Source organism: Halobellus litoreus (assembly GCF_024464595.1).
Classification (GTDB): Archaea; Halobacteriota; Halobacteria; order Halobacteriales; family Haloferacaceae; genus Haloquadratum; species Haloquadratum litoreum.
In genome coordinates, this window is record NZ_JANHAW010000001.1 from 865,724 (window position 1) to 880,332 (window position 14,609).

17 protein-coding genes are annotated in these 14,609 nt (G+C 66.3%); 13 read left to right on the plus strand and 4 right to left on the minus strand.

From position 1 onward, the window contains the following. The first annotated feature begins 14 nt into the window (after positions 1-14). On the plus strand, positions 15-704 hold the full coding sequence (locus NO360_RS04455) for a potassium channel family protein (RefSeq protein ID WP_256306294.1): 690 nt from the start codon (positions 15-17) through the stop codon (positions 702-704). Continuing rightward, on the plus strand, positions 704-934 hold the full coding sequence (locus tag NO360_RS04460; protein ID WP_256306295.1) for an Lrp/AsnC family transcriptional regulator: 231 nt from the start codon (positions 704-706) through the stop codon (positions 932-934). Before NO360_RS04455 ends, NO360_RS04460 begins: the two co-directional genes overlap by 1 nt. A gap of 48 nt (positions 935-982) precedes the next feature. Here the strand turns inward: NO360_RS04460 and NO360_RS04465 are convergent, their stop codons facing one another. Beyond that, entirely contained in the window at positions 983-1,495 is a 513-nt protein-coding gene (locus tag NO360_RS04465) for a DUF5813 family protein (RefSeq protein ID WP_256306296.1), read from the minus strand. Between the two features lie 361 nt (positions 1,496-1,856). Here NO360_RS04465 and NO360_RS04470 point away from each other — a divergent pair, with 361 nt between their 5' ends. Beyond that, positions 1,857-2,234 (plus strand): 30S ribosomal protein S8e, encoded by a 378-nt coding sequence (locus NO360_RS04470; RefSeq protein WP_256306297.1) that lies wholly within the window; start codon positions 1,857-1,859, stop codon positions 2,232-2,234. A 16-nt stretch (positions 2,235-2,250) separates the two neighbouring features. Here the strand turns inward: NO360_RS04470 and NO360_RS04475 are convergent, their stop codons facing one another. Next, positions 2,251-3,252, minus strand: a complete 1,002-nt coding sequence (locus NO360_RS04475; protein WP_256306298.1) for a phosphate signaling complex PhoU family protein — start codon at positions 3,250-3,252, stop codon at positions 2,251-2,253. Positions 3,253-3,610: 358 nt separating this feature from the next. Between NO360_RS04475 and NO360_RS04480 the strand changes: the two genes are divergently transcribed. The 5 genes from NO360_RS04480 (at position 3,611) to phoU (ending at position 8,930) form a co-directional block, all read left to right on the plus strand. Further along, on the plus strand, positions 3,611-4,663 hold the full coding sequence (locus tag NO360_RS04480) for a PstS family phosphate ABC transporter substrate-binding protein (RefSeq protein WP_256306300.1): 1,053 nt from the start codon (positions 3,611-3,613) through the stop codon (positions 4,661-4,663). Between the two features lie 61 nt (positions 4,664-4,724). Next, positions 4,725-5,684, plus strand: a complete 960-nt coding sequence (pstC, locus tag NO360_RS04485; protein WP_256306301.1) for a phosphate ABC transporter permease subunit PstC — start codon at positions 4,725-4,727, stop codon at positions 5,682-5,684. Position 5,685: 1 nt separating this feature from the next. Next, positions 5,686-7,341: a phosphate ABC transporter permease PstA gene (gene pstA, locus NO360_RS04490; protein ID WP_256306302.1), complete on the plus strand. Its 1,656-nt coding sequence runs from the start codon at positions 5,686-5,688 to the stop codon at positions 7,339-7,341. 92 nt (positions 7,342-7,433) lie between these two features. After that, positions 7,434-8,246, plus strand: coding sequence for a phosphate ABC transporter ATP-binding protein PstB (gene pstB, locus NO360_RS04495; RefSeq protein WP_390282118.1), 813 nt, complete (start codon positions 7,434-7,436; stop codon positions 8,244-8,246). A 6-nt stretch (positions 8,247-8,252) separates the two neighbouring features. Further along, on the plus strand, positions 8,253-8,930 hold the full coding sequence (gene phoU / locus NO360_RS04500) for a phosphate signaling complex protein PhoU (protein ID WP_256306305.1): 678 nt from the start codon (positions 8,253-8,255) through the stop codon (positions 8,928-8,930). A gap of 95 nt (positions 8,931-9,025) precedes the next feature. Here phoU and NO360_RS04505 read toward each other — a convergent pair whose 3' ends face one another. Together NO360_RS04505 and NO360_RS04510 are read right to left on the minus strand one after the other, a co-directional pair. Further along, on the minus strand, positions 9,026-9,253 hold the full coding sequence (locus tag NO360_RS04505; RefSeq protein ID WP_256306307.1) for a hypothetical protein: 228 nt from the start codon (positions 9,251-9,253) through the stop codon (positions 9,026-9,028). Positions 9,254-9,351: 98 nt separating this feature from the next. After that, positions 9,352-10,782 (minus strand): KaiC domain-containing protein, encoded by a 1,431-nt coding sequence (locus NO360_RS04510; protein ID WP_256306308.1) that lies wholly within the window; start codon positions 10,780-10,782, stop codon positions 9,352-9,354. Positions 10,783-11,018: 236 nt separating this feature from the next. Between NO360_RS04510 and NO360_RS04515 the strand changes: the two genes are divergently transcribed. From NO360_RS04515 to NO360_RS04535, 5 genes are all read left to right on the plus strand, one after another. After that, a complete protein-coding gene (locus NO360_RS04515; RefSeq protein WP_256306309.1) occupies positions 11,019-11,843 on the plus strand; it encodes an NAD(+)/NADH kinase in 825 nt (274 codons plus the stop codon). 146 nt (positions 11,844-11,989) lie between these two features. Next, positions 11,990-13,234, plus strand: coding sequence for an NAD(P)/FAD-dependent oxidoreductase (locus tag NO360_RS04520; RefSeq protein WP_256306311.1), 1,245 nt, complete (start codon positions 11,990-11,992; stop codon positions 13,232-13,234). A 237-nt stretch (positions 13,235-13,471) separates the two neighbouring features. Further along, positions 13,472-13,714, plus strand: a complete 243-nt coding sequence (locus NO360_RS04525) for a DUF8015 family protein (protein WP_256306312.1) — start codon at positions 13,472-13,474, stop codon at positions 13,712-13,714. A gap of 83 nt (positions 13,715-13,797) precedes the next feature. Then, positions 13,798-14,028 (plus strand): DUF7979 domain-containing protein, encoded by a 231-nt coding sequence (locus NO360_RS04530; RefSeq protein WP_256306314.1) that lies wholly within the window; start codon positions 13,798-13,800, stop codon positions 14,026-14,028. A gap of 88 nt (positions 14,029-14,116) precedes the next feature. After that, positions 14,117-14,557 carry a DUF7124 domain-containing protein gene (locus tag NO360_RS04535; protein ID WP_256306316.1) on the plus strand — a complete coding sequence of 147 codons (441 nt, stop codon included), beginning with the start codon at positions 14,117-14,119 and terminating at the stop codon, positions 14,555-14,557. Positions 14,558-14,609: the final 52 nt, after the last annotated feature.

A 14,609-nucleotide genomic window follows, 5' to 3' on the forward strand; every position in this document is an offset into this window, starting at 1 on the left:
GTGTACGGCTGTGTATGCGGTTCGTTATCATTGGTGCAGGTCGCGTCGGGCTCCGGACCGGTCGGGTCCTGAGAGACGAGGGGCACCAGATCACGTTCGTCGAGCAGGACCGCGATCGGGTGGAACGCGCTCGGGAGGCCGGGTTCGAGGTGGTCCACGGCGACGGCTCCCTGGAGACGGTCCTCGCGGAGGCCGGTATCGAGGACGCCGACGGTCTGGGGGCGCTCACGAGCGACCTGAACGTGAACTTCGCCGCGTGTTCGATCGCCAAGCACCACCGGACGTGGACGGTGCTCCGCGTCGACGAGGACTACCGCGAGGAGGTCTACGAGAAGTACGCCGACGAGGTCGACGAGGTTGTCTACCCCGAACGGTTGGGTGCGATCGGCGCGAAGAACGCGCTCCTCGGCGGGTCGATACGCGCGATCGCGGACGTCGCCCAGAACCTCCAGGTGGTGCTGATGACCGTCACCGAGCAGTCGCCGATGCGCGGCTACACGATCGAGGAGGTCGCACTCCCGGGCGACTCCCGGATCGTCGCGTTCGGGAAAGCCGACAGGCCGATGGGGCTGCCGCTGTCGGACGACTCCCTCGAGGTCGGTGACCGCCTCGCCGTCCTCGCCGACTTCGACGTCCTCGAGGAGGTCAGACAGCTCATCGTCGGCGAGACGCTGGCTCCGGACCCCGAGGAGGGTGCGGCCTGATGGTCACCGCCTACGTGATGGTGAAGGCCGCGACCGGCGACGTCGACCGGCTGAAGTCGGAGATGTCGGCCATCGACGGCGGCGTCGAGTCGGTCAGCGTCGTCGCGGGCGACGTCGACTACATCGTGAAGGTACGCGTCGACAGTCCGGCCGACGTCAAGGACATCGCCACGACGATCCACGAGATGGGCGACATCGAGGACACCCAGACGTACATCGCGATGGACTGACGACGTCCGTGTCCGTTCGATCGTGCGAACCAGCGGGGGGTTCGGCGATCAGAGCGGCGTCCCGCCTCGGCTCCCGCCCGCCGCGTCGGCGGCCTGCTGGAGCAGGTTCGTCACCGGTTCGGTGTAGTCGTAGCCGGGGATGACGCCCTCGACGTACGTGCCCTCGACGTACTCGACGACCGCGACGGAGTCGGCGGCGCCCCGCGCCGCGTCGAGGTCGGCCAGTTCGACGCGGACCACAGCCTCGTCTCCGGCCCGCTCGACCGCGACGTCGACGTCGTCGCTGCCGCGAAGCACGCCGTCGACGTCTTCCAAGCGGAGGGCGAAGGTGTCGAACCAGCCGTCCTCGACGACCGGCGCGACCCGGTCGGCCGTGACCGCGTCGAGCATCGGGACCCGAGCCGTGACTGCGAACGTCGCGTGGCCGTCGGCCGCGCCAGTCGCGACGTCCGCGTCGAACGCCGTCGTCGTGACCGCGTAGCGGTCGTCCGCTCTCGCGTCGAGCGATTCGTGGCGGTCGGCGGCGCGTCGTGCGCGCTCGGCAGCGTCACTCCCGCTCATCTGGACTCACTCATTGTGGGATGGGAGGATCCACGGCGACAAAAACGTCTCGCGTGGCGGATCGCCGGCGACGACTGGTCCGGGTTTTGCGGAAACTTCTGTGCGGGTACGGCACGTTTAAGTGCATCCCACCCCTTCGCGTAAGTGACGCTTCGTCTGGAGGGCCGAAGCGTCAGCGGGGACCAATTCAGGGCGGCAGCGGCCGTCCGGGCTGTTCCCGGACGGCTGCTTCCTTTTCCGCGATGTCACCGTCGTGAGCCGCGCGCGTGCCGACGTCCGCTCTACCGCCGCATCGACAGGTTCGAGACCGCCGCGCCGTCACTTCGTGCGATTCAAGTACTCACCCGGCCAGTTGTCCCGTATGCAGGACCAAGGACGTTCCAAGCGGAAGCGCACCGGCGGTCGACGCCGGCGCTCGCACAAGAAGACCCGACATCAGCTCGGTCGACAGCCCGCCGAGACCACCGTCGGCGAACCGCGGTTCCAGGTCATCGACTCCCGCGGCAACAACGAGAAGGTGCGCGCGCTCTCGGCGAACACCGCCCAGGTCGCTATCGACGGTGAGGTCGCCGAAGCGACGATCGAGAACGTGGTCGAGAACCCCGCGAACGTCAACTACGTCCGCCGGAACATCATCACGAAGGGTGCGGTCATCGAAACGAGCGAGGGGCGCGCCCGCGTGACGTCCCGCCCCGGTCAGACCGGCCAGGTCAACGCCGTCCTCGTCGACGACGAGTAACGCCTTCTCTCTCGACTTACGGCGTCGGCGCGGCCTTCTGCAGCGCCGTCTCGGCGATGTTGCCCCCGTAGTCGGCGCTCCGCGACACCGAATCGACGATGAGTCCGAGGAGCTGCGCGCGTGCGGGGTCGAGGTCGCGAAGTAGTTCGTCGATCTTCCGGGCGCGCTCGTCGATCACCTGCACGCCCTCGCGGGCCTCGTTCGCCAGGCGGGTGGCCTCGTCGCTGTCGTCCGCGAGCAGGGCGTCCATCCCGTCGTCGATGATCCGCCGGGCCTCCTCGTGCAGTTCGTCGAGCGCGTCGACGACCTCCTCGGGGATCGGTTTCTCGAACTCCAGAGTGAGGTGGGCGATCTTCGTCGCGTGGTCGGCGACGCGTTCGAGTTGGCGCGCGGCGGACTGGTAGTCGAAGCAGACTTCCCGGGGTAACCCGAGTTCCTCGGCGGCCTTCGGGGTTCGGAGCGTCGACCGGAAGATGCGCGAGACGACCATCCACAGCCGGTCGACGTCGTCGTCGCGCTGGATCACGTCACGGGCCATGTCGTCGTCGAGTTCCGAGAGCGCCTCGACGGCGTCGGCGAGCATCGACAGCGAGATGAGCCGCATCCGTCGGACGGCGGTGTGAATCGACAGCTCCGCCGAATCGAGGAGGTCTCGAATGACCACCGTATCGCGGGTCTCCTCTAGGACCTCCAACCCGACGAGACTCTGCGTCGCCTGTCGGATCGTCCGCCGCTGGTCGGTCGTGATCCGGGAACTCTCCAGCGTGATGATGTCGAAGCCGCTGACGTACATCGTCATCACCGCGCGCGTGAGTTCGTCGCCCGCGAGGTCTGTCACGTCGAGACTTCCCTCGGTCCGCTCCTCACCGTTCGTGGGCGCCAAAAACAGCGAGTCGCCCTCGGGATAGAACTCGACGACGCTCCCGGCCGAGACGTCGTTCTCGGTCGCCCACTCCTTCGGAATGGAGACTGTGAACGTCGAGCCCCCGGTGACCTGGACTTTCCGCGTTTCCACCATAAGTGCCCGTAGCGATCATCGGAATATAAATTTGGCTATTACTATATAGCAGACTGGCTGGCTCTGCAGAGTCCCGATCGGATCCGGGCGGCGTCGAAAAGTATGTACTCCTGACGGTTGATTCGGATCCGAGTATTTTCTCCAGTTGAGGAGGGCGGAGAACAGAGGCTCGATATGTCTGGTTATTCCGGAATAAATCAGAAGAACGTGGGATAGAAACGCATTCAGATTTTGATCCCGCGACAGAGAAACTGAACGCGACTTCGGACCGCACATCTACTATTCAGTATAGAACGCTATTTCTTCTATATAGTCATATTAGTAGCGGTTTTATTTTACCTACGGGTACGGAGAGGTAATGACGCGCGAACTCGGGCGCAACAGTCGTTTCTCACGTCGGACGTTCCTCGCCGCCGCCGGTGGCCTCGGAATCGCCGGTCTGTCGGGCTGCACGCAGAGCAATCCGAACGACAGATCGACCGCCGAACCCACCGAAGCCGACTCGGACGGCTCCGGCGACGACGGCGGATCCGGAGCGCTCTCGGGAGAGATCTCGATCGCCGGATCCTCGACGGTGTTCCCGCTCGCCAGCGCGATGGCCGAGCGCTTCGAGGAACAGCACAGCGGCGTCAGCACGAGCCTCCAGTCGACCGGGTCGGGCGGTGGCTTCGCGAACTACTTCTGCACGGGGCAGACCGACTTCAACAACGCGTCGCGGCCGATCCAGCCCGAGGAGGAAGAACAGTGTGCGAGCAACGACGTCGAGCCCGTCGAACTCAAGGTCGCGACCGACGCGCTCACCGTGATCGTCAACAACGGCAACGACTTCCTCGGCGAGGGACTCACCGTCGAGCAGCTCCACGAGATCTGGTCGGCGGAGTCGCCGCCGGAGACGTGGGCCGACGTCAATTCCGAGTGGCCCGACGAGCCGCTGGAGCTGTACGGCCCCTCGGACGCCTCGGGGACGTACGACTACTTCATCGAAGCCGTGCTCGGCGAGGAAGGTCCGGGGCACCGCCAGGACTACGCGCCGACTGAGCAGGATCGGACGATCATCCAGGGCGTCGCCGGCTCGGAGTTCGCGATGGGCTACCTCGGCTTCGCGTACTTCAGCCAGAATCAGGACACCGTCCAGGCCGTTCCGATCAAGGACGGCGAGGGCGACTACGTCGAACCGTCGCTCGACACCGCGCTGTCCGGCGACTACACGCCGCTGTCGCGGCCGCTCTTCACCTACCCGAAGGTGTCGGCGCTCGCGGAGGAGCACATCGCCGAGTTCGCGCGCTTCTGGATCGAGAACGCCACCGACGAAGCGATCGTCGCCGACGAGGTCGGATACGTCCCGCTCAGCGAGGACGAACGCGACGAGATGCTCGACACGATCGACGACGCCGTCGAGGAGTCGGCCTGAGAGCCGTCGACGCCGACGCGCTCGCTCCATCAACCCGTTCGACTGAGAGATCACCCACAATATGAGTACGGACGAACTGACGACAGATATCACGAAACAGACGGAGAACTCGCCGCGAGAGCTACTGACACGGACGTTCTTCTTCCTGTGTGCCGCGCTCTCGATCGTGACGACGATCAGCATCGTCGTCCTGCTGGTGACGGAGGCGGCGAAGTTCTTCTCGCTCACGGCACCGCTCCTGGGGGTCACCGGCCCGACGGCGTCGATCGTCGACTTCCTCACCGGGACGACCTGGAACATCAACAGCGGAGAGTTCGGCGTCCTCACGCTCGTCTCGGCGACGGTGATGATCACGCTCGGCTCGGCCGTCATCGCCCTGCCGCTGGGCGTCGCCACCGCCATCTACCTCAGCGAGTACGCCAGCGAGCGCGCCCGGTCGCTGCTCAAGCCGGCGCTGGAGATCCTCGCGGGCGTCCCGACGGTCGTCTACGGCTTCTTCGCGCTCATCTACATCACGCCCGCGCTCTCCGTCGTCCTCCCGAGTATCGGGACGTTCAACATGCTGTCTGCGAGCGTCGTCGTCGGGATTATGATCATCCCGATGGTCGCCTCGATCAGCGAGGACGCGATGAGTGCGGTGCCGGACGAACTCCGGCAGGCGGGCTACGGGATGGGCGCGACGAAGTTCGACGTGGCGACGGGCGTCGTGGTTCCCGCCGCGCTCTCGGGCATCTTCTCCTCGTTCATCCTCGCGCTCTCGCGGGCGATCGGCGAGACGATGGCCGTCACGATCGCCGCCGGGTCGCGGGCGCAGTTCCTGAACCCGGTCAACCCCGCGTCGTTCCTCGAGGGCTCGCTCCCGATGACGGCTGCGATGGTCCAGTTGCTCCTCGGTGACATCACCGGCGGGGGACTGGCCTACCGCAGCCTGTTCGCCATCGGGCTCGTCCTCTTCGTCATCACGCTCGTTATGAACGTCATCAGCGACTTCGTCGCCCAGCGGTACCGGGAGGAGTACTGAGATGGCGACGAACACCGACACGGGTGAGATCGAGGGGTTCGGACAGGTCAGCCGGACCGTCGGCACCGTCTTCCGCTACCTGCTGCTGGCGGCGACGATGTTCGGCATCGTGATGCTGGCCGTCCTGCTGCTCTACGTCGCGAACGACGCGATCCGTCCGTTGACCGCGGATCCCGGCTGGTACCTCGCGTTCTTCCTCGCGCTCGTCGCACCGACGGCCCTCGTGGGCTGGACCGTCCGCCGACGCGACCGCGACGCGTTCACGTTCGGGGCGATGCTCGTGGGGCTGCTCGTCGTCTCGCTGATGTTCAGCGGCGGCGTGGCGCTCCTGGTGATCGACGTCGTCCCGCCGCTGGTCGCGCTGTCGTTCGCGATCGGCCTCGTCGTGCCCCTCGCCGCGGCGGTCGGCCTCACCCGCTACGCCCACCGGGTTTCGTTCACGGCTCGGCTCGCGGCGACGACGGCGGTCTTCTACCTCTCGCTGTTCGGCCTCCCCGGGCCGATCGGCGACGCGGTCGGCGCGCCGCGGATCGTCCCCAGCCTCGTCGACGTGATCCAGTCGATCCCCGTGATTCCGGTCGACTGGATGATGATCGCGGCCGTCGTCGGCGGCGCGGCGGCGGCGTCGACCGGCGCGTACGTCGCCGGCGTTCGCGACGCGTCGGCGGGTCTGTACGCGGCCGGCGCGGCTCTGGCGGCCGTCGTCGTCGCCGGCGTCGCCGGGCCGTTCGTCGGCCTCGGCTCGGTTCCGGCAGTCGTCGTCACGGCCGTCGCGTTCGTCCCGACGGGCGCGTACGCCTGGCGCGGGGCGTTCACCGAGGAGGGCACTCCGGCCGGCCTGGCCTTCGCCGCGACGGTCGTCGGCGGCGCGCTACTCGGTGCGTTCGCGGTCGACGCGCTCGGGTTCGCCGGCCCGCAGTCGTGGGTCGACTGGGGGTTCCTGACGAGCGCCCACAGCGGGACCGCCGAGAGCGCCGGGCTGTACCCCGCGATCGGTGGCTCGATCCTCCTGATGTCGACGGTGGCGGCGCTCTCGTTCCCGGTGGGCGTCGGCGCGGCGGTCTATCTCGAAGAGTACGCCGCCGACAACGCCCTCACGCGGTTCGTCGACGTCAACATCTCGAACCTCGCCGGCGTCCCCTCGGTGGTGTACGGGCTGCTCGGCCTCGGCGTGTTCGTGACGTACCTCGGCCGCTCCGCCGGGACGGTCCTCGTCGGGGGCGCGACGCTGGCGCTTCTGATCCTCCCGATCGTCATCATCTCCGCGCGAGAGGCGATCCGCTCGGTGCCCTCGGACATGCGGCAGGCCTCCTACGGGATGGGCGCGACGCGCTGGCAGACGGTGAAGAACGTCGTCCTTCCGGAGGCGTTCCCCGGCATCCTGACCGGGACGATCCTCGCGCTCGGGCGGGCGATCGGCGAGACCGCGCCGCTCATCATGATCGGCGCGCCGAACGTCGTGTTCAGTCTCCCGGACGCGCTCGGCGCGAAGGTCAGCGCGATGCCGCTGCAGGTGTACGCGTGGTCCAGCCTCTTCGCCAGTGAGGACTTCTACACGAAGGCGGTCCCCGCCGGTGTCGTCGTGCTCCTCGCCGTCCTCCTGGCGATGAACTCGGTCGCGATCGTACTGCGGAACAAATTCGAGCGAACACAGTGAGTCAGAACCCAATGAGCCAGAATTCAACGAGCAAACGGGAGCGGAACGAACCGGTGGAACGAGACGACTCGGCGGATCCGACCGCCGACGGGATGAACATCCAGACGGACGTCAGCGAGAGCGTCGGCGCTTCCGCCGGCGGGTCGCGGACGCGCGACACAGTCGTCCGCGCGGAGCACATCGACGTCTGGTACGACGACGACCAGGCGCTCTCGGACATCACGATGGACATCCCCGAACGAAGCGTCACCGCGATGGTCGGCCCCTCGGGGTGCGGGAAGTCGACTTTCCTCCGCTGTATCAACCGGATGAACGACCTCATCGACAGCGCCCGCGTCGAGGGCGACCTCTACCTCCGCGGGAAGAACGTCTACGACGACGACGTCGACCCCGTGGCGCTGCGCCGCCGCGTCGGGATGGTGTTCCAGAAGCCGAACCCGTTCCCGAAGAGCATCCGCGACAACGTCACGTACGGGTTGAAGATCCAGGACAAAGCGGGGGATTACGACGAGATCGTCGAGGAGTCGCTGAAGCGCGCCGCGCTCTGGGACGAGGTGAAAGACCAACTCGACGAGTCGGGACTGGAACTCTCCGGCGGCCAACAGCAGCGACTCTGCATCGCCCGCGCCATCGCGCCCGACCCGGAGGTCCTCCTGATGGACGAACCCGCCTCGGCGCTCGACCCGGTCGCGACCTCGCAGATCGAGGACCTCATCGAGGAACTCGCGGAGGACTACACGGTCGTCATCGTCACGCACAATATGCAGCAGGCCGCCCGCATCTCCGATCAGACCGCGGTCTTCCTGACCGGCGGCGAACTCGTCGAGTTCGACGACACCCAGAAGATCTTCGAGAACCCCGAGAGCCAGCGGGTCGAAGACTACATCACCGGGAAGTTCGGGTAACACACTATGCCAAGACAAGAATACCAGGAGTCCCTCTCGAACCTCCGCGACGACGTCCTCTACATGAGCGAACTCGTCGCCGAACGGCTTCGATTGGGGCTCGACGCGCTCGAACAGAAGGACCGCGACATCGCGCGAGAGGTCGTCGGCGGCGACGACGAGATCAACCAGATGTACCTCGACCTGGAGGGCGAGTGCGTCGATCTGATCGCGCTCCAGCAACCCGTCGCCTCCGACCTCCGCTTCATCGCGGCGTCGTTCAAGATCATCACCGACCTCGAACGGATCGGCGACCTCGCGGTCAACCTCGCGCAGTACGCGATGGACGCCGACCGCGACGTCTTCCCCGAGGTCGACGTGCAGCAGATCGGCGTCGAGACGCTGGATATGCTCGAATCCGCGATGGCCGCCTACGCGAACGAGGAGCCCGAGGCCTGCTACGCCGTCGCCGAGCGCGACGACGACCTCGACGCGATGTGCGAGGCCGCCAGTTCGACCGTCGTCCGGGACCTCATCGAACACGACCCGTTCGGCGAGGACGACGCCGACGCGGAGTCGTACCTGCAGGACATCTCGCGGCTCTTGCTCACGGTTCGGGACCTCGAACGCGTCGGCGACCACGCGGTCAACATCGCCGCACGCGCGTTGTATATGATCGAGGACGACGCCGAACTGCTGTACTGAGCAATCAGAGCAATTCGACGGGCAGAGCTTGAATGAACTCGGTGATCGATAGACGTCCGAACTGACCGCTAACGGGCGCTTCCGTACTGGTGCGGTTACTCAGAGGCTTTCATCCGCAATCCAACGGAACGATACGCGCGATACAGACGAAGTATCCAGATCCACGCGATACCAGACAGAATCAAGAGGATCGTTATTTGTCCGAGGGATTCGGTAACTGTGTTGGTTAGTAACTGAGCGATGAGGATCGCCGGATACAGGGCGAGAAACAGCGCGAGAACCAACCCAACCCCCTTCAGATACGTGAACAGGTTTTGATCCACTTTTTTGGATAACTCAAGATCGGTCAAGTATCTTCGGTTGGTAACGACGTCTTCTGTACTGATCGCGTCGTCACAGACAAGAATTACGACACGCCCCGTCAGAAGATATTCGCCTGTCGGTAGACGCTGATGCCCGACTCGGTGAGTTCGTAGGGCTTCGTCGCCCGCGAGTGGTTCGCGTCCCGGATCTTCTGGATCTCGATAGCGAGGCGCGTCTCCCGGAAGTCGCTCCCCCTGACGTACTGCAGAACGAACACGGCGTCGGCGAGGTACTCGACGATCCCGAACCGCGAGGTGTAGGGGTTGTCCTCGCTCGCCTCCGAGGTCAGGAGCGTCGTGATGCCGGCGTTCTTCAACGCGCGCGTGAACCCGAACACCTGGCTGCGGCGCTTCGGCGCGCTCTCGTACATCATCTCCAGAAGCGAGACGGAGTCGAGCACCAACCGGTCGGCGCCGAACTCCTCGATCAGGTCCGGCAGGTCGTTCTGGATGCTGTCGAGGCTGTTGGCCATCTCGATGGGGTCGATGTCGACGACGGCGAGTCGGTCCTCGTCGACGTAGTTCTCGAAGTCCCACCCCTTTTCGGCAGCGGTGTCGAGGATCCGGTCGTGGCTCTCCTCCAGCGTGATGTAGACCGCCGATTCGCCGTTTTCGAGGCCGTGATTCAGGAACTGGAGGCCGAACGTGGTCTTCCCCGTCCCGGCCGAGCCGACCGCGACCATCAGTGACCGGCGCGGCACGCCACCGAGAATCATATCGTCCAGCCCCCCGATCCCGACGTCGAGCCGTTCGAGATCGGAGTCGAACGCCGCCTCGTCGAACTCCTCCTCTGCGCCGCCGCCGAACGCGTCGCCCTCGAACTCGCCCCCGCCACCGAAGCCGAACGCGTCGTCGCCGGACTCCCCGCCGCCGAAGCCGAACGGGTCGTCGGGCGCGGACCCGGCGGACGACGCGCCGTTCGCTCCGTCGCCAGGCCCCGACGGCCCATCGGTGCCCGGGTCCGGAGCGTTCTCCAGCGCCGTGGCGAAATCCTGGTCGAACGGATTCTCGTCCTCGGAACCCGAGGCTGGCTCCGATTCGGTCGTCTCGTCGGAACCGAACGCGGTGTCGGCCGCGTCTGCGCCGATGTCGGGCGTCGATTCGCCGGGGGCTCCCTCGTCGGAATCGCGAGGCGCTTCGTCTGCACCGAGATGCGCTTCGTCGGTGCCAGGGCGGCCTTCGTCGGTGCCAGGGCGGCCTTCGTCGCTATCGGGCGCTGGTTCGTCGGTGCTGGAGGCGGGATCGACGTTGTCGGCGGCGGGTTCCGCTGACGACCCGACGTCTCTCGCCGTCTCGACGTCCGCCGGCGTCTCCGCGTCCGGTTCCGACTCTGGATCCGTGGGTGCCGGGTCTCCGTCTCGTTCCTCGCGCGCCTGCTCGTCGAGCCTCGAATCGTCGGACTCCGACTCCGTCGTCGCCGACTCCTCGTCGGCCGGCGCGTCGGCGTCCTCCCGCAGCGCCTGCTCGAACCAATCGTCGTCGTCACTCACGGTGGGCCACCCCACGCGACGGTGGCGCTGTACTCGACATCCGACTCGGGCGCTCTGCGCCCTGGCGGCTCCCTTCCATCGCCGTCGTTTCCACCTCGGCCGGGGTGGCTATCAATGTTGCCCGTCGGCCGCGTCGTCGAGGCCCTCTTGGGATCGAGGTCGAGCGCCGACACGTTCCGCGTCGACGACACGTGACGGAGCCCTTTTTTGACGTCGCGTCGAACCCTGCGACGGAGATGAAGGTGGCCATCGTCGCGCAGTGGGGAAACGACCGAACGACCCGCCTGGCGGGCGAGATCCGGCAGCGACTCGCTTCGGAGGGCGTCACGGTGTGGGTCGACGCGGCGACGGCCGCCGAACTGGACGTTGCGGGACGCGAAATCGACGAGTTCGACGCGGCCGACCTCGTGGTGAGCATCGGCGGCGACGGGACGTTCCTCTTCGCCGCCCACGGCGCGGGAACCACGCCGATCCTCGGGGTCAACCTCGGTGAAGTCGGCTTTCTCAACGCGGTCTCCCCAGACGACGCCGTCGACGCGGTCCTGACGGAGGTCCGACGCTTCCGGGCCGACGGGGAACTCCCAACGCGGTCGATGCCCCGACTCGCGGCGAGCGGCGAAGGGTGGACGTTACCGCCCGCCGTCAACGAGATCGTCGTGCAGGGGCCGCGCCGCGGCCACGGCGGCGGCGCGTCGGTCGAGGTGTCGATCGACGGCTCCCGGTACGCCGACTGCCACGCCGACGGCGTGCTCGTCTCGACGCCGACGGGCAGCACCGCGTACAACCTCAGCGAGGACGGGCCGCTGATTCATCCGGGCGTCTCGGGCATCGTCGTCACCGGGATGGCCGCCGCGGGCGGGAGGCCGCCGCTCGTCGTCGACCGCGACGCGACCGTCACGGTCACGGTCTCGGACGCCGAGGACGCGGTCGTCGTCGTCGACGGCCGGATCCGCGAACGGGTCGAGACCCCCGCGGCGGTCACCGTCGAGACGGCAGATCGACCGGTTCGGATGGCCGGGCCGACCGCCGACTTCTTCGAGGCGCTCGGAAAGCTAGAGTGACGTGAGAGTCCGACGGCCGCTGGACGGACTGGCAACTACTTGTACGGATTTCACAATACGCGTCCGAGACTGGACGTGGAACGGTGACGATCCAGCAGCCGACCGGATAGCAATCCACATTAACCCCGAAGCCGAATCGCTCGAATATGACTCAGTCGTACGTGATCATCGGCGACGGTGTCGCCGGCAGTTCCGCCGCCGAGACCCTCCGCGAGGAGGAGCCCGACGCCGATATTACCGTCATCACGGACGAGGGTGAGGCCCTCTACAATCGGATCCTGATCAAGGAGTTCGCCAAGGGGAAGCTCCCGGAGGCGCCGATCTCGATCCACGACGAATCGTGGTACCAGGAGAGAGAGATCGATCTCGAACTCAACACGCTCGTGGTCGACATCGACGTCGACGAGCACACGATCGAGACGCACGAGGGCGACGTGGTCTCGTGGGACAAACTGCTCCTCGCGATGGGTGGCACGCCGACACAGCTCCCGGTCGATAACTCCGACGCTGAGGGAGTCCACCACTTCTGGACGTTCCAGGACGCGCGCGCGATCAAGTCCCATATCGAGGAGGCGGACAGCTCCGTCGTCGTCGGCGCGGGCCTGCTCGGCATCGACCTCGCCGCCATCACGGCGGCACAGGACGTCGAGGGCAAATACCTGATGCGCGGCGACTGCTGGTGGCGCTACGCGCTCTCCGAGGAGGGCGCGGAGATCATCCACGAGGCCCTGCGCGAACGCGACGTCGAGCCGGTGTTCCAGTCCGGCGTCGACCACTTCGAGACCGACGGCGACGGCCGCGTGACGACCGCCGTCGACCCCAACGGCGACGAGTACGACGCCGACTTCGTCGGCATCGCGATCGGGCTGAACTTCAACACCGAAATCCTGCAGGACACGCCGATCGAGACCGACACCGGGATCGTCGTCGACGAGTACATGCGGACGAACCACGAGGACGTCTTCGCCGCGGGCGACATCACGGAGTTCGAGGACCTCATCCTCGGCGAGCGCGCGCAGAACGGCGCGTGGGGATCGGCCAAGGAGCAGGGGTCGATCGCGGCGCAGAACATGGTCGACTACGGCTCCGAGCCGTTCGAGTGGGTCTCCTCGTACTCGATCACGCACTTCGACTTCCCGTTCCTCTCCTTCGGCCATCCGACGCTCGGCGACGACGAGGCCGAGGCAAAGTACTCCGACACCGAGTGGCGGCGGCTGGCGTTTAAAGACGGCCGCATCGTCGGCGGCGTCCTCATCGGCGACCTCTCCCCGCAGACGAAGTTCAAGCAGCTGATGCGCGAACAGCGCGTCGTCGCCGATCAGAAGGACGTCCTGATGCAGGAGACCTTCGAACTCGACGAACTCGACCTCGAAGAGACGCCGGCGGAGTGAGACGGACGCCGTTCGCCGGGTGACCGCGGGTTTCTTTCTCCCCCCTTCACTGAGACCTCGACGGGACAGCGATTGTGGCGCCTGTGCGTCGGTCCGACAGCGCTCGGCACGGATAACACCCTGTGCCGAAGTGACACTATGACATCGGGAGATCCGCCGACGGGCGAGTGAGCGTTCGAAGCGGGTGAGAACCGGCAAAGATTGGTTATGCGATGGCCGCGAATCGGTCCTTGATAGATGGTCAACTACTACGACAAGATTCTCCTCGTCATCCCCGCAGCGATCCTGCTGGGTGCGCTCGCGAGCGTCCACGAGGCGGTAGCGCTCTACCAAGGGCTCGGCATCGGGAGCCTGGCAGCGACGGCGTTTCTCTTCGACGCGCTGTTTCGGAACCCGCCGACCGAGCCGACGGTATCCCACGCCGGGGCCGCACTGAGCGTCGGCCTGAGTTGGCTGTGTACGATTTGGTTGGTCCTCTGAGTGCGTCGTCATCGGTTTGCGGCGCCGATTCGGTCCCCCGATTCGCCCAAATCTTTATGATCTTTCTTGTTGTTTGGTACCGTATGTCAAGATCCGTTCGAACGCGAGGGGATACCAGCGTCGGCCGCGTCGTCGTCGAGTGCGATCCGGCCGAGGTCGACTCGGGCGATCGAGTCCGGGACCTCGATCAACTGTCGCCGTCGGAGCGCCGCAGTTTCCTCGACGCGGTCGACGGGACCACGCGGCTGATCGATGCCCCGGGGCTGGCGGCCGGCGACGTCGTTCGCTTCACCGAATACTACCGCGTCGTGTGATACGGAGTACTCTCGTTCCTCCCGATCGCGGGCAGCGGTGCCGTGCGCGACCGATGCAGTTTTCGGCGGGTAGGCGATAGAGTCGGGTATGAGCGACGACCCCTCGTCCCCGAGCGGCCCCGGCGGCGACGCCGATATGACGCTGGCGTTCGAGTTGGCGGCGCTGCAGGCGCTGGCGGATCCGAACGCGGTCTTCAACGACGCGCGGCAGTGGACCGAATACGTCGGCGTCGTGAGCGAGAAACCGACCTACGTCGTCACCAACTTCACGCGGAAACACCGGGTCAGACAGGACTTCTTCTCGGGCCCTCGCGGCGTCGAAGAGAGCCTGAAGAACGTCAAAGCACAGTTCGACACCGATCGACACGTCTTCGTCGGGACGAGCGAGGCGGACGCCGAACTCGCTGCGGCGGCCGACTGGGAGTACCTCCCGTTGGAGCAGGCGGCCGAGGCCGCAGGGTGGACCCTCGCCGGCGACGCCGAGACGGAGGACCACTTCGAGTCGAGCGGCCGCGACGACTGGCCCTAGGACGCGGTCCGATTCCCGAAGCGGACGTGTCGCGGTCGGACCGAATAGTTAA